The 25,559-nt window shown below is 37.5% G+C and carries 21 protein-coding genes; 14 read left to right on the top strand and 7 right to left on the bottom strand.

The window, feature by feature from the left end; genetic code table 11:
- The first annotated feature begins 84 nt into the window (after positions 1-84).
- The 6 genes from Q8S25_RS12265 to Q8S25_RS12240 are packed head-to-tail and all read left to right on the top strand — an operon-like array spanning position 85 to position 9,597.
- A complete protein-coding gene (locus Q8S25_RS12265) occupies positions 85-3,204 on the top strand; it encodes a TonB-dependent receptor (RefSeq protein WP_305538153.1) in 3,120 nt (1,039 codons plus the stop codon).
- Positions 3,205-3,222: 18 nt separating this feature from the next.
- Positions 3,223-4,734 (top strand): RagB/SusD family nutrient uptake outer membrane protein, encoded by a 1,512-nt coding sequence (locus tag Q8S25_RS12260; RefSeq protein ID WP_305538151.1) that lies wholly within the window; start codon positions 3,223-3,225, stop codon positions 4,732-4,734.
- A 21-nt stretch (positions 4,735-4,755) separates the two neighbouring features.
- Positions 4,756-6,831, top strand: coding sequence for a hypothetical protein (locus Q8S25_RS12255; RefSeq protein ID WP_305538149.1), 2,076 nt, complete (start codon positions 4,756-4,758; stop codon positions 6,829-6,831).
- 18 nt (positions 6,832-6,849) lie between these two features.
- A complete protein-coding gene (locus Q8S25_RS12250; RefSeq protein ID WP_305538147.1) occupies positions 6,850-7,746 on the top strand; it encodes a PKD domain-containing protein in 897 nt (298 codons plus the stop codon).
- A 2-nt stretch (positions 7,747-7,748) separates the two neighbouring features.
- Entirely contained in the window at positions 7,749-8,774 is a 1,026-nt protein-coding gene (locus Q8S25_RS12245) for a family 16 glycosylhydrolase (protein ID WP_305538145.1), read from the top strand.
- A 10-nt stretch (positions 8,775-8,784) separates the two neighbouring features.
- Positions 8,785-9,597 (top strand): glycoside hydrolase family 16 protein, encoded by an 813-nt coding sequence (locus tag Q8S25_RS12240; RefSeq protein WP_305538143.1) that lies wholly within the window; start codon positions 8,785-8,787, stop codon positions 9,595-9,597.
- Here the strand turns inward: Q8S25_RS12240 and Q8S25_RS12235 are convergent.
- Entirely contained in the window at positions 9,591-11,063 is a 1,473-nt protein-coding gene (locus Q8S25_RS12235) for a Fic family protein (protein WP_305538141.1), read from the bottom strand. The two genes, Q8S25_RS12240 and Q8S25_RS12235, sit on opposite strands and share 7 nt — an antisense overlap.
- Positions 11,064-11,263: 200 nt before the next feature.
- Between Q8S25_RS12235 and rmuC the strand changes: the two genes are divergently transcribed.
- From rmuC to Q8S25_RS12220, 3 genes are read left to right on the top strand one after another with little or no spacing between them, the layout of a single operon-like run.
- Positions 11,264-12,562, top strand: a complete 1,299-nt coding sequence (gene rmuC / locus Q8S25_RS12230; protein ID WP_305538140.1) for a DNA recombination protein RmuC — start codon at positions 11,264-11,266, stop codon at positions 12,560-12,562.
- Between the two features lie 14 nt (positions 12,563-12,576).
- On the top strand, positions 12,577-12,906 hold the full coding sequence (locus Q8S25_RS12225) for a nucleotide pyrophosphohydrolase (RefSeq protein WP_305538138.1): 330 nt from the start codon (positions 12,577-12,579) through the stop codon (positions 12,904-12,906).
- A complete protein-coding gene (locus Q8S25_RS12220; RefSeq protein WP_305538136.1) occupies positions 12,903-14,768 on the top strand; it encodes a DUF2075 domain-containing protein in 1,866 nt (621 codons plus the stop codon). Before Q8S25_RS12225 ends, Q8S25_RS12220 begins: the two co-directional genes overlap by 4 nt.
- Positions 14,769-14,774: 6 nt before the next feature.
- Here the strand turns inward: Q8S25_RS12220 and Q8S25_RS12215 are convergent, their stop codons facing one another.
- The gene (locus Q8S25_RS12215; protein ID WP_305538134.1) at positions 14,775-15,113 is read right to left on the bottom strand and encodes a hypothetical protein; all 339 of its coding nucleotides are present in this window, start codon (positions 15,111-15,113) and stop codon (positions 14,775-14,777) included.
- A 328-nt stretch (positions 15,114-15,441) separates the two neighbouring features.
- On the opposite strand from Q8S25_RS12215, the gene Q8S25_RS12210 reads away from it, so the two are divergent.
- A complete protein-coding gene (locus tag Q8S25_RS12210) occupies positions 15,442-15,831 on the top strand; it encodes a DnaB-like helicase C-terminal domain-containing protein (protein ID WP_305538132.1) in 390 nt (129 codons plus the stop codon).
- A 78-nt stretch (positions 15,832-15,909) separates the two neighbouring features.
- Here the strand turns inward: Q8S25_RS12210 and Q8S25_RS12205 are convergent, their stop codons facing one another.
- On the bottom strand, positions 15,910-16,185 hold the full coding sequence (locus Q8S25_RS12205; protein ID WP_305538130.1) for a HigA family addiction module antitoxin: 276 nt from the start codon (positions 16,183-16,185) through the stop codon (positions 15,910-15,912).
- Between the two features lie 114 nt (positions 16,186-16,299).
- Here Q8S25_RS12205 and Q8S25_RS12200 point away from each other — a divergent pair, with 114 nt between their 5' ends.
- The 4 genes from Q8S25_RS12200 (at position 16,300) to Q8S25_RS12185 (ending at position 21,715) form a co-directional block, all read left to right on the top strand.
- Positions 16,300-17,322 (top strand): type II TA system antitoxin MqsA family protein, encoded by a 1,023-nt coding sequence (locus Q8S25_RS12200; RefSeq protein WP_305538128.1) that lies wholly within the window; start codon positions 16,300-16,302, stop codon positions 17,320-17,322.
- 400 nt (positions 17,323-17,722) lie between these two features.
- Positions 17,723-18,244 (top strand): hypothetical protein, encoded by a 522-nt coding sequence (locus tag Q8S25_RS12195; protein ID WP_305538126.1) that lies wholly within the window; start codon positions 17,723-17,725, stop codon positions 18,242-18,244.
- 27 nt (positions 18,245-18,271) lie between these two features.
- The gene (locus Q8S25_RS12190) at positions 18,272-19,819 is read left to right on the top strand and encodes a hypothetical protein (protein ID WP_305538124.1); all 1,548 of its coding nucleotides are present in this window, start codon (positions 18,272-18,274) and stop codon (positions 19,817-19,819) included.
- Positions 19,820-19,828: 9 nt separating this feature from the next.
- A complete protein-coding gene (locus tag Q8S25_RS12185) occupies positions 19,829-21,715 on the top strand; it encodes a CocE/NonD family hydrolase (protein ID WP_305538122.1) in 1,887 nt (628 codons plus the stop codon).
- A gap of 1 nt (position 21,716) precedes the next feature.
- Here Q8S25_RS12185 and Q8S25_RS12180 read toward each other — a convergent pair whose 3' ends face one another.
- From Q8S25_RS12180 to Q8S25_RS12165, 4 genes are read right to left on the bottom strand one after another with little or no spacing between them, the layout of a single operon-like run.
- A complete protein-coding gene (locus Q8S25_RS12180) occupies positions 21,717-22,229 on the bottom strand; it encodes a hypothetical protein (protein WP_305538121.1) in 513 nt (170 codons plus the stop codon).
- 23 nt (positions 22,230-22,252) lie between these two features.
- Entirely contained in the window at positions 22,253-22,615 is a 363-nt protein-coding gene (locus Q8S25_RS12175) for a response regulator transcription factor (RefSeq protein WP_305538120.1), read from the bottom strand.
- The gene (locus Q8S25_RS12170) at positions 22,587-25,292 is read right to left on the bottom strand and encodes a sensor histidine kinase (protein WP_305538119.1); all 2,706 of its coding nucleotides are present in this window, start codon (positions 25,290-25,292) and stop codon (positions 22,587-22,589) included. Before Q8S25_RS12170 ends, Q8S25_RS12175 begins: the two co-directional genes overlap by 29 nt.
- The gene (locus Q8S25_RS12165) at positions 25,289-25,498 is read right to left on the bottom strand and encodes a hypothetical protein (protein WP_305538118.1); all 210 of its coding nucleotides are present in this window, start codon (positions 25,496-25,498) and stop codon (positions 25,289-25,291) included. The genes Q8S25_RS12170 and Q8S25_RS12165 overlap by 4 nt, the downstream gene beginning before the upstream one ends.
- Between the last annotated feature and the right edge of the window lie 61 nt (positions 25,499-25,559).

Genomic DNA, 25,559 nt, shown 5'->3' with positions numbered 1-25,559 from the left:
GCAAGTTATTCTTCCATTGAAGTAGAGTGAAATAGTTTTATGTTGTTAAAACGACTGCATTTCATTCACCAAAAAGCTTGCATTATGAGATTAAGATTTCTACTGCTATGCCTCCTATTTATCATGGGCGGTTTTCTACAGCAGGTACTGGCGCAGCAAATTGCTGTAAGCGGTAAAGTAACCAATAAAACTACAGGGGAAGCACTGGCCGGGGCTTCAGTTATTGTTCAGGGTACCCAAGTGGCCACCCAAACCAATGCCCAAGGTCAATTTACCATCAATGTTGCCAAAGGCGCAGTGTTGGTAGTGTCATTTGAAGGATTTGAATCTGTAAAAAATACCATCAATGGCCCAGTAACGCTGGGTATTGCATTAGAGGTAAGTACAGCCAATACTTTAAATGATGTAATTGTAATTGGTTATGGTACCAGAAAAATAACCAAAGTGTCGGGTGCTATTTCAACGGTAAAAAGCGAAGACATTGAAAAATTGAAACCAGTAAGAACCGAAGAAGCCCTTCAGGGTAGAGCTTCAGGGGTAAATGTGATTCAAAATGGTACTCCTGGTTCTAAACCAACTGTATTAGTAAGAGGTATTCCTTCTTTCTCTGGTACAGACCCAATGGTTATTATTGACGGGGTGCCACAAACATTAACCGATTTCAACTCTATTAATGCGGCTGATATAGAATCAATCAACGTATTAAAAGATGCAGCTGCAACAGCTATATATGGTGTAAAAGGGGGTAACGGGGTAATTGTAGTTACGACTAAATCGGGCCGCAAAAACCAAAAAACCGATATCACCATTAATGGTAACTATGGCGTACAGAATGTAATTAACACCATTGGCGTGTTGAATGCTTCAGAATATGCTGCCATGATTAATGAGGGAAGTACAGTAGCTGGTGGCCCAGTAGTATTCTCCGATTTAAGCAAAGTAGGGGTAGGAACCAATTGGCAGAATCAAGTATTTAAAAATGCTTCTTTCCAAACGCACTCCATTGCGGCAAGAGGCGGAAGCGATAAAATGACTTATTTCTTAAGTGGTGGTTATGTAGACCAAGGAGGTATTGTTGGTGGAGATAGCAAGAGCCGCTTTAGTCGTGGTAACTTTACGGCTAACTTAAACTTCGACTTAAGTTCTAAAGTAAAATTATTGATTAACACTACTGCAGTTACTTTAACTGGTAGAGGCGTTCAAGAAAATTCCTTCAACTCTATTATTGGTAGTGCCATCAATTTTGATCCAACCGTTTCTGTAATGAACACGGTTCCAAACACAGTGGGTCAGTATGGATTTAGTACGTTGTTGCTATCGGAGATTTATAATCCCCTTACCAAATTAGAAAATACCTATAATAAAAATACTGGTTCAAAAATTTACGGAAAATTTGAATTGCAGTATGATATCATGAAAGACTTGAAGTTGACTACTCGTTTTGGTTATACCAAATACGATGGCAATGCTAAAGGATTTAATCCATTGGTATTTTATGGTCCACAAAACGTAGACAACTCTATGAATGCAGATGGATCAACCGTTGCAGGTAGATTCAACAGTGTTTCTCATGAAAAAACCAGCAACTTTAACTGGACTTGGGAAACATACGCGAACTATAATTTCAAGATTAAGAACGACCACCAGTTTGAAACCGTAGTAGGTATGGCGGTTGCAAAAACTTCTGGTAATGCGGCTGGTGCTAGCAGACAAGATGTACCATTTAACTCTTGGGATTTTGCAGATTTTACAGCAGCAACCGGAAACAACAATGCTACCAATAGCAATGCCATCAACGGATATTACTACCAATATTTCAGAAGAAACCTTTCTTATTTTGGACGTGTTAACTACGATTACCAAGACAAGTATTTGGGATCATTAACCATTAGAAGAGATGGTTCTTATGCCTTTGGTTCTGAAAACAGATTTGCTAATTTCTTATCAGGATCTGCAGGTTGGGTAATTTCTAATGAATCTTTCTTTAAATCTAAAGTAGTAGATTATTTAAAGATTCGCGGTAGTTATGGTTCAATCGGAAATGAAAATGTAAACCCTCAGTATGTTTCCATTGTAACAGGCGGTCCTAGTTATGGTCCTACTGCTAATAGTAATGGATACAATTTTGGAGACGTGTTTTATCCTGGCTCAACAGTAGCATCTGCTGCAAATAATGCATTGCGTTGGGAAAAACAATTGCAGGCCAACTTTGGATTTGATGCGGCATTCCTTTCAAGAAAATTAAACTTAACAGTAGATTATTTTCAAAAGAATGTGGATGGATTATTGTTTACCCCATCTGCTTCTATGTATTTAGGTACCGTGCCTATTCCAACCGCTAATATTGGTTCTACCAGCACACGCGGTTTAGATTTAAGCATTAGCTACAACGATATTTTTGGTAAAGACCTTAAGTTTAATACCAGCTTAACTTTCACCACAGCTAAGAATGAAGTAACAGCTACCAATGATGATGGTACTGCAAAAATTTTAGGTGGATTCTATTTTAATGGGCAAAGCCAAAACGTTACTGTGTTCGAAAAAGGAGCAACCCCTGGTTATTTCTTTGGATACAAAACCGTGGGCATATTCCAAAATGCAGCAGATATTGCTAAAGCTCCTACACAAGCGGGTGCTGTTCCAGGCGATATTCAATTTGCAGACATTAATGGCGATGGCGTGATTAACGCGAACGACCGTACGAAGATTGGTGATCCATTCCCTACGTTTACCATGGGCTGGAACTTAAGCCTAGATTATAAAAACTTTGACTTCAACATGTTTACTTATGCTTCAATAGGCAATGATATTTACAAAGCCTATGAGCGTAATGCCAACTTCTCTAATAAATCAAGAGAAGTATTGGCTCGTTGGACTGGTGAAGGTTCTACCAATGATGCAAGATACCCTCGCTATTCATTTACCGATGCAAACAGCAATATTCGCGTAAGTGATCGTTATGTTGAAGATGGTTCATTTGTGAAAATCAAGAATATCCAATTAGGATACACATTCAATTCGAATACTATTAAAAAAGCATTCAGCAAATTGAGGGTTTATGTACAGGTAAGAAATGCATTCACATTTACCAAGTACACCGGATTTGATCCTGAAATAGCTGGAGGAATTTTAGATACGGGTATTGATCGTGGTGCATACCCACAAGCAAGAACCTTCTCTGTAGGCTTAGACATTAAACTCTAACGAAAACAAATTACAACAATGAAAAAGTTCAACTATACTATTCTAAGCTTGGCCATGGTTTCCATGCTTAGTGTCTCCTGCAAAAAGTGGGTAGACTACGATCCCAAAGAGGATTTTGTAATTACCGAAAAAGAATACCTGCGCTCTGAATCAGATTATAGAACTATGGCAGTAAGCGTGTACACGCCATTGCAGTGGTTAAATCAAGCAGTAGTAGTAGGCGAAATTGCATCGGACAATGCAGTAGCCGGTGGCGAAAATGCATCTGATGTATTAAGCTTACAACAAATAGACGACTACACGCATACACCTATCAATAGCACTTTACAAGAGCTATGGGTAAGTGCATACGAAGGAGTGAATCGTGCCAATTATATGACACAATATAAAACCACCAACCTTGCAGGTGCAACAGTAAACTTTGCGGGTAAGGAAGCTTTATATGGTGAAGTATATTTCTTGCGTGCTTACTACTATTTTACTTTAGTAAAGTTTTTTGGAGACGTGCCTTTGTTTGTAGACAAGCGTTTGGGCTTAACCGATTCAAAATCTTTGAAGCGTGCGCCTAAGGCAGACGTGTACAAACAAATTGAAGCAGATTTAACAGCAGCAGTTGCAGCATTACCAGCTGTGCAAGTACAAAAAGGAAGAATTACCAAATATGCTGCACAAGCATTATTGGGTAAAGTGTATTTGTACCAGAATAAATTTACTGAAGCAGCTACCACATTAGAAGCAGTGATTACTGCCAATGCATTTTCATTGGTATCTAATTACGGATCAATGTTTTTAGCATCAGGCGAAAACGGACCAGAGTCTGTTTTTGAAATTCAGTACAGCAATAACTCACCTTATTATAACTGGGGTGGCGCAACAAGAGGTCAAGGAAACTATGCCGTACAACAGTGTGGTGTTAGGGGATTAAATGGATCTGGCGCTATGCCTTATGCAGCAGGATGGAGCACCAATTTGCCTACTGCTAATTTAGCAGCAGCATACACTGCAGGTGATCAAAGAAAGAATGTAACTATTCTCGATATTGAAGCGTACAAAGCAGCTAACCCAAGTTTCAATATTACTTATCAAGTAGCTCCATTTAAAAATACTGGTTTATACAATCAAAAGTATTTACCACGTAAGGGTGAAACATCTGGTCAAATTGAATTGAACTACACCAATAACTTTCGCATCATCCGTTATTCAGATGTGTTGTTAATGGCAGCAGAAGCATTCAATAGATCAGCAGCACCAAATGATGCAAAAGCGTTGACTTATTTAAACAGAGTAAGAGAGCGTGCATTTGGAAATACCAGCAGTAATTTTTCTGGAGCGGGTACTGCATTAAGAGATGCTATTTGGAATGAGCGCCGTTTAGAACTTGCTATGGAAGGAGATCGTTTCTTTGACTTAGTAAGAATTGGTCAGGCTGCTACTAAAATCACTGGCTTTGTAGTAGGCAAGCACGAAGTATTTCCAATACCTCAGCAAGAAGTGGAAATTTCAGGCTTACCACAAAACAGCGGCTATTAATCAACCCACAAAAAAAATGATATGAAATCAATAAAATTTTTATTCAGCGCAGTACTGGTGGGATTGCTTTTCACCGGTTGTAGCAAAAAGGAGTTTACCGATACTTCTTTTGTAGAATCTGCCAGCGTTCCAGATAAATTGAGCGCGTTATTTACAATTACCCAAGACAATACTGGTTTAGTTACCATTACTCCAAACGGAGAGGGTGCGGTGTCTTATGATGTATATTATGGAGATGCCACTACCACTCCTGCTAAAGTTCTTGCAGGAAAAAACACTACCCATATTTATAAAGAAGGCGTGTACAATGTAAAGTTGGTTGCTTATAACGTTTCAGGAAAAACAAAAGAAGCAACCCAACAGTTAACCGTAACATTTAGGGCGCCAGAAAATGTAGAAGCAACAGCAGTGATAGATGCGAGCAATAACTTTAAAGTGAATGTGACTGCAAAAGCTTTATATGAAACATTCTTTCAAGTGTATTTTGGTGATGTAGCCAATGAGGTACCTACGAATATTAATGAAGGCCAAACAGCCAGCAAAGTTTATACAAGTACAGGAACTTACACCGTTAAGATTGTAGCATTAAGTGGTGGAGCTGCAAAAACAGAAGTAACTAAAACTGTTACTATTGTAGATCCAGTTTTATTGCCATTAACTTTTGAATCTCCAACTATTAATTATGCATTCAGCAATTTTGATGGCGGTAATTCAAGTGTTATTGATAACCCTTTTAAAACAGGTATCAACACTACCAATAAAGTAGGTAGAATGATTAAAGGAGCCGGACAGCCATGGGGTGGCTCGGTGTTGCCTTTAAGCACACCAATCGATTTTAGTACCAATAAGATTTTTAGAATGAAAGTGTACTCACCAAGAGTGGGTGCTAAAGTATTATTGAAAGTGGAGAATGCAGGCAATGGAGCCATCGCTTTTGAAAAAGAACGCACCACCACTGTAGCCAATGCGTGGGAAGAAATAGGATTTGATTTTAGTACCATAAATACGGCCAACGTTTACAACAATATTGTATTGATTTTTGAATTGGGTACAGTAGGCGATGGCTCACCTAATTTCACTTTCTTATTCGATGATATTCGTTTGGCAGCAACTATGCCAACTACTCAATTGGATTGGCCGGTATCATTTGATGTTGTAGGAACCAACTACACGGTTACTGATTTTGGTAATAACCAATCTGAGTTAGTAAACGATCCAACCAATGCAGCCAATAAAGTAATGAAGACCACCAAACCAAATGGTGCTGAAACATGGGCTGGTACTACTATTGGAACAGCTAGTGGTTTTGCAAGAGCATTGCCAATTACCACTACTACTTCACAAATGAGTGTGCGAGTTTATTCTCCAGCAGCAGGTTTGAAAATTAGATTGAAAATTGAAGATGCAACGGATCCAACTAAATCAGTAGAAACCGATGCAAATACAACAGTAGCCAATGCATGGGAAACATTGATTTTTGATTTTGCCAATCATGTATCTGGAACAGCAGCTATTAATGCAGCGTATCGTTACGATAAAGCATCCATCTTCTTCGATTTTGGAACTGCAGGAAATGGTAAAATATTCTATTGGGACGATGTACAATATTTGACCACCAATGTGGTAACAGGTGTTTCATTGCCATTGAATTTTGAAAGCACTTCACTTACTTATACATTCACCAATTTTGATGGTGGTGGTGCAACCGTAATTGATAACCCGCATAAGACAGGTATTAATACCAGTAATAAAGTGGGAAGAATGATTAAGAGTGCAGGCCAGCCATGGGGAGGTTCATTTATTGAGTTAGCTGGTCCAATCGATTTTAGTAAGAAGACTTTTAAAATGAAAGTGTACTCACCAAGAGTGGGCGCTAAAGTATTGTTGAAAGTAGAAAATGCTACCAATGGCGCATTAAACTTTGAGAAAGAAGTAACAACCACTGTAGCCAACGGTTGGGAAGAACTCACTTTTGATTACAGCGCTATTAACACCGCCAACAGTTACCATAAAATCGTATTGATTTTTGAATTGGGAACAGTAGGAGATGGTAGCAGCAATTTCACTTTCTATTTTGACGATATCAATCTTTTTTAATTGAATAAAACGAGCATTATGTTTAAAAATATAACTACCCTGTCTGCGTTTTTTGTTGCTGCAGTGCTGGTATTTTCGGGCTGCAAAAAAACAGAGTACAGCTTTGGCGCCATTAAAGCGCCAACAGGATTAACACTCAATACGGTTATTGCTGGTGTAGATGCCAGTAACCCAAATGGTAACGGTACAGGTAATGTGGCTATTACGGTAGCTGCTACCAACGCCATTACCTACAATGTAGATTTTGGTGATGGCAAAACACAAGTAGTACCAACAGGTAAAATTAATTACCGTTATACCACACCAGGCACCAACGAATTTACAATTGTAGTAAATGCAGTAGGTACAGGAGGAAGCATTAGTACCATTAGTAAAAAAATTACCGTGTTTGTTGCGTTTGAAATTCCTACCGCAATTGAAACTGCATTAACAGGCGGTTCATCAAAAACATGGGTAACTGATAAAGGAGCTGTTGGTCATTTTGGCGTAGGACCGGCTAATGAATTTGCACCTATATGGTATGCAGCAACACCAGATTCAAGGGAAGCATGTGCATACGATGATGAAATTAGCTTTAGCAAAGACGCTAATAACAATATCACTATGACCATAGATAACAAAGGACAATCTTTTGCAATTGGTGCAGCCAGCGCATTCTATGGATTTAGTGGAGGTGATGCATGTTTTGCAATGAGCATTGCAGCCCCAAGAAGATTAAGTTTCATGGATGCAAGCACTGGTTCAACTGCAGCAAATTCTACTAGAATTGCCTTCACAGTTCCAGGCAATGGCATTATTAATTTTGGAACCGGCGGAACCAGCTATGAAATATTGGCTATTTCAGCAACTGAGTTAAGCTTACGCAATATTGGTATTGACGGAAACTCATGGTATCAAAAATTGAAAGTTAAATAGGGATGAAAAAAATATTCAGCATTTTAGGATTCAGTGCTTTCTTGTTGCTTGGTTGCGGCAAGAAAGACACTGCACCTACTGCCGTAACGCCCACTAATCTTACACTGAATGCAGTAGTAAGTACCGACAACAGTGGCAATGTAGCATTTACTGCAACAGCTACCAATGCAAGCACCTACGATTTTGATTTTGGCAATGGGGTTTTTCAAACAGTTCCTTCGGGAATTGTAACGTATAAATATCCAGCAGCCGGAACCTATACCGTGAATGTGATTGCAAAGAGCAGCACAGGACAAACCGCTTCAAAAAGCACACAAATAACGGTTGCGGTGGCGCAGTCCTTGGTATTTTCTGATGAGTTTGATGCAAACGGCGCGCCTGATCCCTCCAAATGGGGATACGATATAGGCACCGGTTCAGGAGGTTGGGGAAATAATGAATTACAATATTATACCAATCGCTTAGACAATGCATTTGTATCGAATGGCACATTAAAAATTAAAGCCATTAAGGAAAGTTTTAGTGGAAGCGGGTACACCAGTGCAAGAATATTAACCCAAAATAAATTCAGTTTTAAATACGGAAAAGTAGAAGTAAAAGCTAAACTGCCCGTTGGCGTTGGAACCTGGCCCGCAGTATGGATGTTGGGATCCAATATCAGCACCGTTAGTTGGCCTGCATGCGGCGAAATAGATATTATGGAGCACAAGGGATCACAGCTGAATAAAATTTATGGCACCGTACACCATCCGGCAAGGTTTGGTGGCAATGCAGACGGCGGAACACGCGATATTACCAATGCAACCACCGAGTTTCATATTTACACCATGGAATGGAACGCCACTTCTATTAAATTTTTAGTAGATGGAAATATATTTCATACAGTAGCCAATACTTCGAGCCTACCATTTAATCAAAATTTCTTTTTAATCATGAACCTAGCCATGGGCGGAACTTTTGGAGGAGCAGTAGAAAGCGGTTTCAATAATGCCACCATGGAAATTGACTATATTAGGGTTTATCAATAGTAGTACAGTTATGAAGCAAGCAAGCAACGGCATCGGCAGGTATTTAATCATCCTGCTGGTGCTACTTTCTGCCAACGTTCAATCGCAAACATTTAAAAAATTAGTTTGGTCCGATGAGTTCAATGGCAAAGGGTTACCCGATAGTACCAAATGGGGGTACGATGTTGGAAGAGGCTGTCCACAAAACTGTGGATGGGGCAATAACGAATTACAGTATTATACAGCAAAGAATACCAATAATGCCCGTGTAGAAAATGGCTTATTAATAGTAGAAGCACATAAAGAAAATATTGCAGACGCTAAATATTCTAGTGCGCGTTTAGTAACCAAGAACAAAGGCGATTGGAAATATGGACGCATTGATGTAAAAGCCAAACTACCCGCCGGACGAGGCATGTGGCCTGCTATTTGGATGTTGCCCACCGATTGGAAATACGGCGGATGGCCCCATAGTGGAGAAATAGATATTATGGAAAACGTAGGATTTTGGCCCGACTCGGTTTTAGGAACCGTGCATACCAACGCCTACAATGGCATGAAGGGAACACAAAAAACCTTGGGAATGAATTTCAAAGATTTATCTACCGCTTTTCATGTGTACAGTATTGAATGGGATGCAGAAGAAATTCGTTTTTATGTAGACAACATTAAATACAACTCGTTCAAGAACTCACATAAAAATACAGACGAATGGCCCTTTGATCAACGCTTTCACTTGCTTATAAATATAGCAGTGGGTGGAAACTGGGGTGGACAAAAGGGGGTAGACGATACTATCTTTCCTCAAAAAATGTGGATTGATTACGTGCGCGTATATCAATAACGCAGTTTACCCTGACTAGGCAAATAGAAGGCATGAGCAGAACGGAGGTAACGCTCCATTTCATTTTTGGTATCTCCCAATACGGTAGCACTGAATGCATAAATATTCAACATTGATTGAATAAAAGCAGCACAGTCTTGGTGTTGGGAGATTTTATTTAAAGCCAATTGATAGGCATCGGCATACACAATCGGGATCATAATTTTAGTTAGGTTTTTAGCAGACAGCTCTGCATTCATCATCAACCTCGCCAAGGTTCCATTGCCTTCTGCAAAGGGATTGATTTCAGTAAGCATCAATAATAGGTATATGGATTTGGCAAAAGGGTCTTGCAACAAAGCGTACCAATCGAAGCCCTTTACCAAAGTTCCTTCAATTAATTGCCAAGGAATCAATTCGGTAATACCAGCAGGGTTATTGCTCTCTTTAAATTTACCAGGATTTTTATGGGGCCTACTGGCCACTAAAAAAGCATGGCGTTTTTGGAGCAGCTGAATAAATTCTTGGGCAGTACTAGGGAGGGAAGCCATTTCTTTTTTGTTGGAAGCAAGCTGGTAGATATGCAAGAGGTCTTCGGCATCTTCTCTACGACCCGAAACCGTGCTGGCCGTTTCAACAATATGACGGGCTTCGGATAATTCAAACTCATTGCCATCGATGTACTGTGAAAAATAACTTTCAAAAAAAGCAAAATGCTGAAAAGTGGCCGTTGACACATTTTGGTCGGGGTATTGGGGGTAATTGTTACCAGCTAAATGTGAATAGAGTTCTTCCAATAATTTTATCGTGGGTAGGTGGAAGGGTTTACCCAAATAACCAGCGAGGCTGTTGGAGGGGTTGGCCGCCGATGGGTGGGCTTGTTGTTGAACAGCTGTAATCAACTTGGTTAAAACAGAAAATTCCTTTTCTAAACCGAGCATGGGAGCCAATACTCTGGCTTGCTCTTTTAGCCGAATTAGGGCCGATTCGGAGTGAATTTGGAGCAAATTGGCCAGTTTTTGACTGATTTCGGCTGTTTTTAGCGATTTTGTCGCTTCCTCCGATTTGCGAGAACCCATACAGTTTTCTAAAAAAGCACGGGCATCTTGAGAGCGGTAGAGCTTCTCAAAAAAAGGCCGATCGTCTAAAATAGGACCCCTGCCCTTGAGCAAATGAATGGTGAGGCCGGGCAATTCTACCATTTTGGTATAGGCATGAGTAATAAAAATATGACCCGCAGGGGTGGGCTTGCATTCTAGGGCAGACCGATGGCTGAGCACGGCACCCGGATACAAATGCGCAATGATTCTAAACCAGTTTCTTTTGACAATTGCATGCGTACTATCCACCAAATTGGTGGTGTAAACACGGGGGGCAATTTTATAAGCCAGCTCTTTCCGAACCAGTTGTTGAATGCGCTTAGATTCGGCAGGATTGGCCGATCCAAACAATATTTCGGACAATACAACCGGGTTAAAATTTTCCATTAATCATTGTCTTTGCTTAAAATTGGCAAAAAAATTCCGAATAAGTGATATTTATGGAAAATATTTTAGACTAAATGGTGAAATGGGGTGATTATTTTGGAATAGAGTTCAATGAGCTATTAAGACTTAAATAATTCAATATCCTATGTATATTACAGTTAAATACTTATTTAACTCCCCCATTTTCTTAATTCAATTTTATGGATCCTATCGTATTTGTAATTGGAGGGGTGTTGATTCTGTTTTCTATTTTAGGAACCCTCTTTTATGTAAAAGCGTCAAACAAATCTGAATTGAATGTTCTTCAAGAGCAATTGAAGTTTAAAGAAATGCAATTGCAAAATCAAATGGGTCAGTATGCTCATTTACAAATTGAAAAAGACCAATTGTTAAGTAAAGTATCTAAAACTGAAGCACAATTAGAATATAGTCAACAGGCGTTAGCTCAAGCAAAAGAGGCAAGCGATAAAATCAGCACTCAATTAAAGTTAGAATTTGCTGAAATAGCACAGAAAGTGATGCTCAACAATAGTGAACAAATGAGGGCTAAAAGCGAAGAAAAAATCGGAGAGCTGTTAAAACCCCTAAAAACGGAACTAGGGGAATTCAAGAAAAAAGTAGATGATGTATATATATCGGAGGCAAAAGACCGACATGTTTTAAAAGCCGAGATTGACCGACTTATTACAATGAGTCAACAAGTTAGTCAGGAAGCAAATAATTTAACTACTGCGCTAAAAGGCAATAATAAAACCCAAGGTAATTGGGGTGAAATGATGTTGGAAAGCATTTTAGAACATAGTGGGTTGGTAAAAGGAAGAGAATTTGTAACCCAGGAATTCATTAGAGATTCAGCTGGTAATATATTAAAGGATGAAGAAGGCCGGGGATTGCAACCCGATGTGATGGTCTATTATCCCGATCAGCGCACGATTATTATTGACTCTAAAGTTTCATTGGTCCATTGGGAGCAGTATGTAAATTGTACTGATTTAATTGAGAGTAAGAAATACTTGGATTTGCATTTAGCCTCTTTAAAAAGCCATATTGATGGATTGAGTAAAAAGAATTATCCTAGATATGCTAAAGCGTTGGATTATGTTTTATTATTCGTTCCAATAGAACCTGCTTTTTTAGAAGCAGTTAAAAAAGATACCCAACTTTGGAAATATGCTTATGATAAACATATTATGTTAGTAAGTCCAACTAATTTATTAGCGGTACTAAAAATTATTGCTGATTTATGGAAAGTAGAACAACAAAATCAAAATGCTATTGAAATTGCAGAGAAGGCTGGGGGCATGTACGATAAATTTGTACTGTATTTAGAAAGTATGGAATCGGTAGGTAATGGAATTAAAAGTGCTCAAACAGCTTTTGACAAAGCCATGGGTCAATTGAGCACCGGAAGAGGAAATGTTGTAAGACAAATTGAAGACTTGAAAAAAATGGGCGCAGCTGCCCAAAAGCAAATACCTGATAAATTAATTAATGACTGATAATTAATAAGCATATGTCTGAAATTGAAGAATTAACCAAAATGCTTGTAGCCTTTCGAAATGAAAGAGATTGGGAGCAGTTTCATAATCCCAAAGACTTAGCCATAGCTTTAAATATAGAAGCTGGAGAATTACTTGAAGTATTTCTTTGGAAAAATTCTGATGAAGCAAGTAGAGAAAAAGTGAAGGAGGAATTGGCTGATATTTTTGCATATGGTTTATTGCTATCACACCATTATGGATTTGATTTAACAGAAATTATAAAAGAAAAAATAGCAACCAACGCTGAAAAATATCCTGTTGATAAATCAAAAGGTTCTGCAAAAAAATATAATGAACTATGATTGTTTATCAAGCTAATAAAACTCAGTTTATTTCTGATGTCTTCTCTAATGATATTGAAAATATTGTATTGAATAATGTTAGGAGAAAGTTGAATAGAGGAGCAGGCGCGTCTGAAATAAAATCTTGGGCAAATTCCTTAGGCTTTATGGAAAGGATTATGCGTGATGAACAAATACCCTCTGATTGTGGCATAGCTATTGAATATCAGATACCTCAAACAGGTAAAAGGATTGACTTTATTATTTCTGGACAGGACCCTGACAATAAAGATTCAGTTATGCTTATTGAATTGAAGCAGTGGTCAGAAGCAAATCTCACCAACAAAGATTCAATTGTAGAAACATATGTTGGTGGAAGAATAGGTGAACACACTCATCCATCTTATCAGGCTTGGTCATATGCTACTTTGTTACAAGGGTTTAATGAGGTAGTTTATACAGAAAATATAAGTCTTCATCCATGTGCTTATTTACATAATTATGTTGAGGACAATGTGATTAAAAATGAGTTTTATGCCGATTATATTTCTAAGGCACCTGTGTTTTTGAAAAGTGATGCACATAAGCTTTCCGAATTTATAAAGAAAAATATTCGATATGGAGATAAGTCGAATATTCTATATCGAATTGAAAATGGAAGAATACGCCCTTCCAAATTATTGGCAGATAGTGTGAGCAAGATGCTTAAGGGGAATCAAGAGTTTGTGATGATTGATGATCAAAAAGTAGTTTATGAAAATGCAATGGCATTAGCATGCAAAGCAAGTGCTCATAAAAAGCAAGTATTGATTGTACAAGGTGGTCCAGGCACAGGTAAATCTGTAGTTGCAATTAATTTATTAGTTGCTTTGACACAAAAGGGATTATTGTCTAAATATGTTTCAAAGAACGCTGCCCCAAGGGCAGTATATGAATCAAAGTTGAAAGGGAACGCAACAGGTGCAGAAATTAGAAATTTTTTTGGTGGTTCGGGAGCTTTCATAGGCACAAAAAATAGTGAATTTGATGCATTAATTATTGATGAAGCTCATCGATTAAATAAATTCAGTGGATTGTTTGGTAATTTAGGGGAGAATCAAATAAAAGAAATTATTGACGCTACTAAATTTGCTGTCTTCTTTATAGATGAAGATCAAAGAGTAACATTAAAAGATATTGGCCGCCAAGAAGAAATTGAAAAATGGGCATATAAGGCTGGCGCAGAAGTTACTGAATTAGCATTAAGCTCTCAATTCAGATGTAATGGTTCTGATGGTTATCTTTCTTGGTTAGATCATACACTTCAAATAAAAGAGACTGCTAATAATTTATTTGAAGAAATTGATTATAATTTTAAAGTCATTGATACTCCAACTGAATTAAGGGCAATCATTACCGAAAAAAATAAAGTAAATAATCGCTCTCGTATAGTTGCTGGATACTGTTGGAAATGGCCGAGTAAAAATAATCCTAATGCTTATGACATTGAGTTTCCTGAATATGACTTTAGAATGAAATGGAATTTAACTGAGGAGGGCAGCAAATGGATTATAAGTCCAGAATCAGTAAATCAAATTGGCTGTATACATACATGTCAAGGTTTAGAAGTTGATTATATTGGAGTAATTATCGGAGAAGATTTAATTGTTAGAAATGGTCAGGTAATTACTGATGCTTCAAAAAGAGCAAGCTCTGATAATTCTGTTAAAGGGTATAAAAAAATGCTTAAAGAAAATCCAACTGAAGCAGCTAATACCTTAGACTTAATTATTAAAAATACTTATAGAACTTTAATGACTAGAGGAATGAAAGGCTGTTATATATATTGTGTTGATAAAGAAACTGCAGAATATTTTAAAGAACAACTAGCAGTTAAATATTAATTAGAGCTAATTCCTAAACGCACCATATTTATAAAAATCCGTCATTACTATTTTGGCGCTCTGGTATTCTTTCAGTTCGTATTTTGGTGCAATACCTTTTTCTCTCTGTTCCGACATTTCTTGTAGACGTTTATAGTAGGCTTTGTATACATCGTCTAAAGTAAAAGTTGAGCCAGATTCAAGATTTAGTAAATGGTAACATTTTAATATAGGGCGTTTATCTAAAAAGGCAGTTGGTTGTGGAATGCTAGATTTTCTTTCATCCTTAACTGGCTCTTTGGAAAAAATATAGTCAGCCAATCGTATCAAACACCCGATCCAAATAAATATCCAAATACCAGACATAACCCATTTTTTTATTTATACACAACTTTTCTCTTCGCTAACTTTTTTTATAATTTGTTACAATGATAATTAATTCCTTCAAATACATACCATGCAAACACTCAAAAATATTTTAGACGCCGAGTTAGATCGTTTAATCAGTATTCTACATTTTCAAGAACCTGCAGTGGGGGTGCCTTCTGGTTTTTAGTATTTGGATAGGGCCATTAATGGATTTAGGCCGCAACACTTGTACCTCTTGAGTGCTGCTTCTGAGTCGGGTAAAACGGCGTATTTGCTCAACCTATTCTTAAACATTACCCTTAAAAAGTAAAATCCTGCTCCTGATTTGGATAATTATGGAGCCATTCCTTTTTCTTTAATTGAACAGTTAAAACAGATTGCCATCGATTTTAATATTCCACTCTTGGTATCTCCTGAAACCAGTCCCATTGATCCTGAAATTGAAAATGATCGCTTGCCTCGCTTATGCGTATTGCGTGAAAAGAAATTCAATCTGCAGTTAATTGATGTGGTGATGTTTTTAATATCTCCTCAATATTATCAGTTTCCGGGTGAGGAAGAACATCAGAACCATCTTTCAAAATTAGGTCACCCCATGCCCCCAGGCTTTTCTGAAATGCATGTTCGGATTCCGCTCAATCGTTGTGGTCCTATCACCACAGTTTATTTTACCGCCAATATGGAATGTCAGCTGGTGTATGAGGATGGGGTGTAGATGAAAGTTCAATTGTTCGGAATTTCCGAACAACTGACACAGATGGAAAAATTTATTTGGCACTACTCAAATACCATTTTACTTCCAACTTCGGATTATCTCGTCCTGATCTAATTCATACAGCTTTTGAAGGTTTTGCCAAATGATTGGTTCCATTTCCAGCGCTCTGCCAATTAGAATTGAATATTCTACAGTAATTCCTTGCTTCCCTTTTATGATCTCATTTAGTTGGTCTGGTTGAATCTTTGATTTAATGGCAAATTCTTTCCAGCTAATTTCTCTAGCTTCCAGTTCATCTAATAAAATCTCTCCAGGATGGATGGCTTTGGCAGGAGTTGGATATTTCGTTTTCATTTTTATAAAATTAATTAAAAATCCACTTTTTAATTGAAATTATTTTAATATTTAAAATATTTTCCATTATTTAGTGTCATTTCCTATGAATTACCCACTAAAAAACCAATGAACATGAAACAAAGAATCGAATGTCCATATTGCGATGGTAGTGCTAACCTTCACAAAGAAGCAAGGGAAATAATCTATCGTAAAGAATCTTTTAAGATAGTAGCCCATTTTTTCAAATGCGAAAAATGTAGTGAGGAATTTACCACTACAGAAGCAGACACTATCAGTTTGATGCAGGCCCATAATCAATATAGGGAAAAAAATAATATTCCTTTTCCAGAAGAAATTGCAGGTATAAGGTCGAAATATGATTTACCTGCATCAAAAATGAGTGAGGTACTTGGTTTAGGTGCTAACGGATATAGTAATTATGAAAATGGAGAGATTCCTACTCCCGCTTACGGTAATTTAATTAGTGCTGCTTCAGAACCTCAAACTTTCATGAATTTTCTTGTTAAGTCTAAGGATCAATTTTCAATTAATGCATTTAGGAAAGTAAAAGAAAAAGTCACCTATCTTATTCACACGGAAGATGAAGCCAATAATTTGTGTGAGTCCTTAAATGTCTACAATAAACCTAATAATTATACAGGGTATAAAAAGCCTGAACCTTCTAAAATTGCAAATCTTTTCACCTTTTTTATACAGCATTCAAAACCAGATTTTAATGATAAACTGAAGCTTAATAAGCTGCTTTTCTTTACCGACTTTACTCATTATAAAAATTATGGTTCTTCCATAAGTGGTTTAAGCTATCGTGCTATTCAATACGGGCCAGTACCTGCTAACTATGATAGTATTTATGCTTACTTAGAAAACGAACAGCTAATCAGTTCGCAATTTTTAAAACTCTCTAATGGTGGAGCAAGAGAAGTGTTTATTTCAGCTGCTGAGTTTGACAAATCACTTTTTAGCGATGAAGAATTAGAAACACTTTCAAATATCAAAGTAAAATTTGCCAACATGTCTACATGGGACATAGTAGACTTGAGTCATTTAGAAAAGGCTTGGAAAGAATTAGAAGCAAACCGAGAATTGATAGGTTATCAAGATTATGCATTTGAATTGGCTATGGACATAAATTGATTTAGTCCACTCATTAATAGTTAATAAATTTGTTGATATGAACAGTGAAATAATCATATACCAAAATAATGATGCCAACATCAAAATTGATGTTCGGCTTGAAGAAGAGAGTTGGAGCAAATTCTAACTTGTCGGAATTTACGACATACCACTCAACATGGCGCTATAGTAGGGAAAACGCATGAAAAAGAAATTAAAGAGGACTAAAAATAATAAACCAATAAATTAGTTTGTTAATCTCAAAACCTCCCAAAAGAAAAATCGGCATTTTCGAAGGCAAAGGCAAAGTAGATTTTAAGGAAGACTTTTCAATTAATGAAGATGATATGATTTAGCTCCTAGTCTTGGAACATTTAGTTTTATTTTCCGTATCTTAATTTTATAAAATCTAATTCATTGTATGAAAAAGTTATATATCTTTTTGTTTTCACTATTCATTGCTCTCAATGGAATTGCTCAAACACCCACATTAACTAAGGGCGAAACCATTTCTTACCTCGACAAAAAAATTAAGGAATCAATTGGTCATGCTTTAACCAATTCCAATGGCTATATTGGTAAAGTGGTAGATGCACAAGTAAAGGAATCAGCTAAAGGAATAAGTATTATGTATTATTTCGATTATAAAACTAAATACACTTATGATTTTAATCCTAGACTTATAACTGGTATTGCAGATTACCAACACGCTGCTGGAAGTCCCTTAAATGAACTCCAAATTAAACTTAGTGGGGCTATCTGTATTTTATCAACTGTAAAGCCTGGAACAAATGGTTATAATGTAACTGATTCAAAAAGTGTTTCTTATGCTAACATGATTTATCTAAAAGCAGACAGTACCACTTTAAATAAAATAATTAAAGCATTGGAGCATTTGCGTGACCTGCTCAAAGCCGAAGACGATCCTTTTGGAAAGCCTTAGTTTTCTTAATTTAAAATGTTTAATTACATGCACTTGAATTCCTTGTTATTTACTGGGCTTTTTGTATTTCTATTTGGAACAAGCCAATTGAGTGCACAAACAATTGGTGCTGGCGAAGTAAGTTCTATAGAAGCCAAAGCCAAACAAATAGAGCAAAATAAAATTAGAATTGCGCAGTATAAACAACAGTTAATTTCTTTAGACAGTGCATATAAGGCCAAACTTCAAACCCTTAATACAGAATTGCAGCAGCTCATTAAAGAGCGTGATGCCATTATTGACGACATGAAAAAAGGGGCTAAGTGTAGCCAGTGTGGAAAGTATAAATCTGAGTTTGAAAAAAAGGGTGAAGACTTTGTAAAGCATTTGGGTGATGTAAAAGGATATGCTATTCCAGCTACTACTCCGGAGTTAGAAGCTACTCGTCAAAAATACAATGAACGCATTGCTTTAAAGAGGGTGCAAATTCAGAACTATCAAAAATTGGAGAACCCCGCTATTGCCAAGCAAAAGCAAATAACTGATACCGAACTAGCTAACCAAAAGCTGTGTACCGAAATTACTGCCCATAGTAAAAACTATGATAGCAGGGTTTTTGAAGAAGCTAAGAATAAAAATAACCAATGGGCGCAAAACTTACTAACCTATGTTTCACCCCAATTAATTGCGGAAGATAAAGTAGCTATTTTCAAAGATCATGCACAAAGGTTTCAAGATGAATACGACCACAAAACAGATTCTATTAAGCAGGCTGTTAAAGAAAAAGTAGAAGAAGAAAAAAAGAGCAAGTCTAGTCAGGTATTGGCAAATGATGTTGAAATAGTTACCCTAAAAAGAGACCTTGAAAACTATTTAAGTGGCATTAACCCTAAGTTAAATACGCTTAAAACGGAAAAAATAAAAGTAGACTTAATGCTGAAGAAGCCTGGCATTAAAGACAGTGTTAAGCAAGTACTCCAAATTCAAATAACCGATCTTACTAAAGAAATTGCAGTTATTGAAAAAGATATTTTAAATAACAAACAAATTACCAAGAATAAAGTAACTGCTTTAGAAAGTAAAAATGTACTACTTAAAAAAATAATTTGGGACCTAACTGTTAATCTTCCCAAACTAGAAGAAGCAGAACTCAATACCATTAAACCTTACTATACCAAAAGCATTGCTGATGCTAAAGCGGGTGCCGATAAAAGTGCTACCGATTTAGTTACTGCTAAAGCTACTTACAAATCTAAAGCAGTAGAATTCGAGAATAGTCAACGTGCTTATGCGCTGGTTATGGATAAAGAAGTAAACCGTATGTTAACTGCTGCTCAATCTGTTTCCTGTTCTATTTACAACGAAGTAAGAGGAAAGTCTAATGCCAATTGGAGCGAAGTTTTCAACTGCGTACAAAATGTTGCGGCTTCTGCAAAAGCTTCTACCTACAATGTTTTTAATTCATATTGTTCCAAAGAATTTTCCCAAGGCTCAGGTTTATCTGCTTATAAGAGTTTTATAAATAATCTTAGTAACGAAGACAAAGCTGTTGTTAAAAAAATCAGTAACTTAAACTGGTTCGAATTGCTCAACTAATTTCTTATTATGAAAAAACTACTTCTCGCCATTGGCCTGTTCGCATGCACGGCCAGTGCAACCAATTTACAAGCCCAAGACACGTTGGCCATTTATCGCAAGCTCGATTCTATTGCGGTGATTGATCAAAAAGTAATGATGCCCATGCGTGATGGTATTCGCCTGGCTACTGATATTTATCGCCCCAAGGGCAATGGTAAATACCCGGTGGTATTTTCTCGTACCCCGTATAATTTCAATACTTGGATTGACGGAAAAATGGTGAACGGTCCATTACAAGCAGCTTTTGAAGCAGTGAGTCGTGGTTATGTTTATGTGGTTCAAAACGAACGTGGTCGCTTTTTCTCTGAGGGCGAGTGGGATATACTAGGTACGCCTATTACCGATGGTTACGATGCATTAGAGTGGATGAGTAAACAATCTTGGAGCAATGGTAAAGTGGGGTTGATTGGTTGTTCTTCTACTGCCGAATGGCAAATGGCGGTGGCTTCTCAAGGACATCCTGCCCTAGCTGCAATGGTGGCGCAAGGCTTTGGTGCTGGTGTGGGTAGAGTAGGTAAATTTATGGAGCAGGGCAACTGGTACCGTGGTGGTGCGCAACAAATGTTGTTCACTTCTTGGTTATATGGCACGCAACACGATAAACTCGCTCCGAGATTACCGTTGGGTATTCAGCAAAAAGATGTGCAGCGTTTGCAAAAATTTTATGATATGGGTCCTGAATATCCAAGAGTAGATTGGGCCCAAGGTTTAAGACATTTACCTGTTCAAGACATCATTAAAAATGTGCAAGGTTCCGAAGGTATTTATGAAAAAATGATTGTGCGCAAACCCAATGATCCCGCTTGGTTCAAGGGTGGTCTCTATCACGACAATATGCCTTTAGAAGTGCCTGCTTATTGGTTTGTGAGTTGGTACGATGTGTCTTCTGCTCCTAATATTGCTTTATTTAATCATGCACGCAATGCTGCTAAATCTAAAATGGTGGCCGATAATCAGTACCTCGTTATTGCACCTGTTTTGCATTGCTCTTATAAGCGCGCAACCGAAAATACCATCGTGGGTGAACGCAGTGTGGGTGATGCTCGTTTGAATTATGATGAGTTAACCTGGGGTTGGTTCGATATGTTGCTAAAGGGTCAACAAAATGATTTTAAAGCCACTCAACCTCGTGTGCGTTATTATACCATGGGTGCCAACAAATGGCAACAAGCTGAAAGTTTTCCTTTGCCGAATACGGAAATGAAATCCTTTTATTTAGCTAGTGCAGGCAAAGCCAATACCCGCAATGGGGATGGCGCTTTAACCATGATGCCTCCTGCAAAAGATATTCCAGATGCTTTTACGTATGATCCTATGAATCCAGTGGGTTCTTATGGTGGTAATGTCTGCTGTACTGGAAACGCTGTGCAAGGCGGCAGTTTTGATCAATCCCAAATGGAACTCCGCAACGATATCTTGGTATACACTTCTGAAGAATTAAAGGATGGGGTGGAAGTGACCGGGTTCATAGAATCTACCCTCTATGTTTCTTCTACTGGTTTGGATACTGATGTGACAATCAAACTCATTGATGTACACCCTGATGGCAAAGCGTATAATTTAGATGAAACCATTCAGCGCTTGCGTTACAGAGAGGGCTACGATAAAGAAGTATTCATGGAAAAAGGGAAAGTGTACAAAGTAGATTTAACGCCAATGGTTACCAGTAACTATTTTGCGCCTGGTCATAAAATTCGCATTGAAGTATCTAGTAGCAATTTCCCTAGATTCGATCGCAACTTAAATACTGGTGGTAATAATTATGATGAGTCTAAGGGTGTTGTAGTAGAGAATAAAATTCACCACTCTAAGCAGTTCCCTTCTGTAATTAAATTACCGATGATTAAAAACTAAATTATTTTAATGCAGATGCTGGTAAAGTAAAGCCCATGCTCTCTGCACACCAAAATATATTTACGATATAATAACGGTCCTGGTCTTTAAACAATTGAATACTATTAATTCCTCTGTTGGTGCTAGGACCGTTTTCGGTTTCTCTGGTTTCATAAGTACTGAATGCATGGTATACCGTACCAAATGAAACAGTCTCTCTCTTCAATTCTTTTTCGAAGAACCCTGTTTTTATACGCGTGCTAAACATGGTAATATATTCTTCAGGGGTCATGGTTCTATACTGATACCCACCGGTTGGATTTTTTCCTGTTGGTATTAGTTTGGCATCTTTTCCAAACAAATACTTAAATCTTTCCCAATCGCGGGCTTCGCCTGGTGCGCCACAAATGACATTGTACAATGCTGCTATGATATTGTCTACGCTGCTTACGTCTTTGGCATATTTCTCATTTGTTTGTGCCACTAGTGACATTGTTCCTAAACCCATTAGTAAAACCAAGAAAATGCGTTTCATATGATTGTTTGTTTATGCTTTGATTAATCCAATAATGTTTTGATTTGCTTGGTCAGTTCTCTAGTGCTGAAAGGTTTGGTAATATATAAGGATGCGCCTAGTGCCAATCCTTTTTTGATATCGGCTTCACTAGACTTAGCACTTAAGAAAACTACTTTGGTTTCGTTCAGCGCAGTGGTTGATTTGATATGTTTACAAATTTCGTATCCGTCTACATCGGGCATCATAATATCTAATATCACCAATGCAGGCAATTGGTTCAACAACTCCATGGCTTCTTGCCCATTGCGTGCTACCATTACCCCATAGCCGCTTTTCTTCATCAGAAACTCTAATGACATTAAAATATATGGGTCATCATCTACCACCAATACTTTCTTGCTCATAAGGCAAAGTAAATACAAATTGTGCACCTTTTGTAAACCCTTTGTTCACCCAAATTGTGCCCCCGTGCAATTCAATGATTTTTTTAGAAATAGCCAAGCCCAATCCAGTTCCTTCTGGCTTCTTTAGGGTTTGGTTCTTGGCCTGAAAAAATTTATCGAATATCAATTCTTCCATTCCTGCATCTATGCCTTTTCCATCGTCGGTTATTTCTACAATATACTCTGTTGCCGTTTTAGTGATGCTGATATTAATAGTTGTGGAAGCAAACTTGATTGCATTCCCCAACAGATTCATAAATACCTGTTGTATTAAGTCGGCATCGGCCTGTATCATGGTGGGCCGCTGTGACAATTGAATGGTTAATCTTAACGACTTAGTTTGAATAATACCACTTAAGGTAGCGGCCATATCATCCAACAATTTGCCCGCATTTATTTCTGTAATGGTTAATTTTCTTCGCCCCGCTTCAAAATTTTCTAGGTTCAATACTTGGGTAATTAAATTACTCAATCGTACCGTTTCTTTAATGATTGCTTCTAAGTATTGATGTTGTTGCTCGGCTTCTAAATCTGGATTGTCAAATAGTATTTCGCTCAATGCCCTGATTGATGTGAGTGGTGTGCGCAATTCATGCGTTACGGTATATAAGAATTCATTTTTTTGTTCGTCTATACTCAACAACTGCGTATTCATATTTTGCAATTGCTGGGTAGCTTTTGACAACTCCAACGATTTTTTTCTGAGCTCCTTGTTCATCTCTACCATTTGTTGGTTCTCATTCAAAATGGTCAAGACTTCTTCTATACTTATTTCTTCTTCCTTGGCAACAGTTTGTAATAATATTCTTGCTGATGCTACCCCTACTACGCCGCCTAATATTCTTTCGGTAAATCCGATGATGCGTGGGTCGGCTACTAATTTTTCTTGTAAATTAATTTTATGCCTATTCGCATAAGCGGTTAATAGGGTCTCTGCTCTTTCCGCTCCCACAAAGCTTTTTAAGAGATTGCGGATATCCTGCATTTGGGCTGTTCCCTTCCATACCAATCCGTTTTCTTGTATTGCTCCATGCTTATTGATATTGGTAAAAATTTCTGCTTGGTATTGTTCTTGGGCTTCTTGTTGGGTATACACCGATATAAAAACATAAGCCATTATATTCAGTAATAAACTCCAAAATACCGAATGACTAATGGAATCAAATTGATCTAGGCCAAATAAATGTTGGGGGTGTAGCCACTGAATTCCAAACAATCCTTCTTGTAAAATTCCCGTGGGTAAAAATCCATTGTTCACCATTCCGGGAACTACTAACGTAAAAAACCATATTACAAATCCTATAATAATTCCTGAAATAGCCCCTCGCTTATTTCCCTCTTTCCAATAAATTCCTCCTAATAATGCTGGGGCAAATTGTGCTACTGCACAAAAGGAAATTAATCCAATAGATACCAGGCTTTCTCCTTGCCCTAAATTTAAATAATACAATAATGCCAATAATAATACAACCCCAATGCTCAACCTGCGAATGATTAAGATATTGCTTTGTAACGATACCTGTTTCCAGTTTTGATTTTGTTGGCTGCACAACAACAGTGGTATTACCAAGTGATTGCTGATCATGATGCTCAGTGCAATCGTTTCAATAATGATCATTCCTGTTGCGGCTGATAAGCCTCCTATCCAGGTGGTCATGGCCAACCAATCTTGGTGCTGCATTAACGGAATAGAGAGCACATAATAATCTGCATTGGCCGTATTGCCTTGCAGCAATAATCCGCCCATGGCAATGGGCAACACAAAAATATTGATGAGTATTAAATACAAGGGAAATAACCAAGTGGCCATTTTTAAATGTTGCTCTTGCACATTTTCTACAATGCTTACCTGAAATTGCCTTGGTAAAAAAACAATTGCTAGCATACTTAATACCGTCATGCTCATCCATCCTGAATAACCACTCTTGCTGTTTAAAGTAAACAACTGTTTATTTTCCGATGATGCTATACGTGTAAAAATATCGCCCATGCCATCAAATAAAAAATAGGTAATGTACACGCCCACTATTAAAAATGCCAACAATTTCACCAACGACTCAAATGCCATTACCGTCATGAGTCCTGGATGTTTCTCTGCTGCATCTACACTTCTTGCACCATATAAAATGGTGAATACAAATAAAATAATGGTTGCAAATATTGCTATATAAATAGTAGATAAACTGTTGGGGCTATCTGTTTGTAATACCGATATACTACTGGCAATGGCTTTAATTTGTAATGCTATATAGGGTATTACGCCAAATACACAAAATAAGGTCACCACCATTCCAATCGAAAAGTTTTTCCCGTAACGTGTGCTTATGAAATCGGCTATGGAAGTGATGCGCAAGCTTTTGCTGATGGTCAATATTTTTCTTAGCACTGGCCAAAACAATACTGCCATAATGGTTGGCCCTAAATAAATAGTAATAAAGTCAATTCCCGAACTGGCTGCTCTTCCTACACTACCATAATACGTCCATGCAGTACAATAAACACCCATGCTTAGCGCATAGATAAATGGATGATTGACCAGGTTCCTACTTGTGTTAATCGTTTTTTGTGCATAAGAGGCAATGGCAAACAACAATAACAAGTATCCTATTCCGCAAATAATAATTAATGTAGTACTCATAATGGGTATTTGCGATGTACAATAATGCCTGCCAGTAATACAATGATTCCCCACCAAATAAATACATACCAATACAATAGCGGTATGCCTACAATTAATATGGGTTTATTAGCTATTGATAATAAAGGAAAATTCAGCACCACCATCATTAATAGTGCAATCAATAATAATTTGATAGGTTGTTTTTTCTCTTCGGTGGCAATCATGCTATGAATATAAAAAAATCCCCTCATTAAAAATGAAGGGATTCGTGTTACTAACAGCTAC

Origin of the sequence: Sediminibacterium sp., assembly GCF_030695065.1 — a bacterium.
Classification (GTDB): domain Bacteria; phylum Bacteroidota; class Bacteroidia; order Chitinophagales; family Chitinophagaceae; genus Sediminibacterium.
Note: the sequence above shows the minus strand (reverse complement) of the source record. Positions and strands in the feature narration are given on the sequence as shown.

Coding starts and splice junctions, on each gene's coding strand:
- Q8S25_RS12225 (WP_305538138.1), top strand. CDS start 12,577: ATGTCTGAAATTGAAGAATTAACCAAAATGCTTGTAGCCTTTCGAAAT.
- Q8S25_RS12200 (WP_305538128.1), top strand. CDS start 16,300: ATGAAACAAAGAATCGAATGTCCATATTGCGATGGTAGTGCTAACCTT.
- Q8S25_RS12255 (WP_305538149.1), top strand. CDS start 4,756: ATGAAATCAATAAAATTTTTATTCAGCGCAGTACTGGTGGGATTGCTT.
- Q8S25_RS12220 (WP_305538136.1), top strand. CDS start 12,903: ATGATTGTTTATCAAGCTAATAAAACTCAGTTTATTTCTGATGTCTTC.
- Q8S25_RS12175 (WP_305538120.1), bottom strand. CDS start 22,615: ATGAGCAAGAAAGTATTGGTGGTAGATGATGACCCATATATTTTAATG.
- Q8S25_RS12205 (WP_305538130.1), bottom strand. CDS start 16,185: ATGAAAACGAAATATCCAACTCCTGCCAAAGCCATCCATCCTGGAGAG.
- Q8S25_RS12235 (WP_305538141.1), bottom strand. CDS start 11,063: ATGGAAAATTTTAACCCGGTTGTATTGTCCGAAATATTGTTTGGATCG.
- Q8S25_RS12170 (WP_305538119.1), bottom strand. CDS start 25,292: ATGAGTACTACATTAATTATTATTTGCGGAATAGGATACTTGTTATTG.
- Q8S25_RS12165 (WP_305538118.1), bottom strand. CDS start 25,498: ATGATTGCCACCGAAGAGAAAAAACAACCTATCAAATTATTATTGATT.
- Q8S25_RS12190 (WP_305538124.1), top strand. CDS start 18,272: ATGCACTTGAATTCCTTGTTATTTACTGGGCTTTTTGTATTTCTATTT.
- Q8S25_RS12265 (WP_305538153.1), top strand. CDS start 85: ATGAGATTAAGATTTCTACTGCTATGCCTCCTATTTATCATGGGCGGT.
- Q8S25_RS12180 (WP_305538121.1), bottom strand. CDS start 22,229: ATGAAACGCATTTTCTTGGTTTTACTAATGGGTTTAGGAACAATGTCA.
- Q8S25_RS12185 (WP_305538122.1), top strand. CDS start 19,829: ATGAAAAAACTACTTCTCGCCATTGGCCTGTTCGCATGCACGGCCAGT.
- Q8S25_RS12245 (WP_305538145.1), top strand. CDS start 7,749: ATGAAAAAAATATTCAGCATTTTAGGATTCAGTGCTTTCTTGTTGCTT.
- Q8S25_RS12240 (WP_305538143.1), top strand. CDS start 8,785: ATGAAGCAAGCAAGCAACGGCATCGGCAGGTATTTAATCATCCTGCTG.
- Q8S25_RS12260 (WP_305538151.1), top strand. CDS start 3,223: ATGAAAAAGTTCAACTATACTATTCTAAGCTTGGCCATGGTTTCCATG.
- Q8S25_RS12250 (WP_305538147.1), top strand. CDS start 6,850: ATGTTTAAAAATATAACTACCCTGTCTGCGTTTTTTGTTGCTGCAGTG.
- rmuC (WP_305538140.1), top strand. CDS start 11,264: ATGGATCCTATCGTATTTGTAATTGGAGGGGTGTTGATTCTGTTTTCT.
- Q8S25_RS12215 (WP_305538134.1), bottom strand. CDS start 15,113: ATGTCTGGTATTTGGATATTTATTTGGATCGGGTGTTTGATACGATTG.
- Q8S25_RS12195 (WP_305538126.1), top strand. CDS start 17,723: ATGAAAAAGTTATATATCTTTTTGTTTTCACTATTCATTGCTCTCAAT.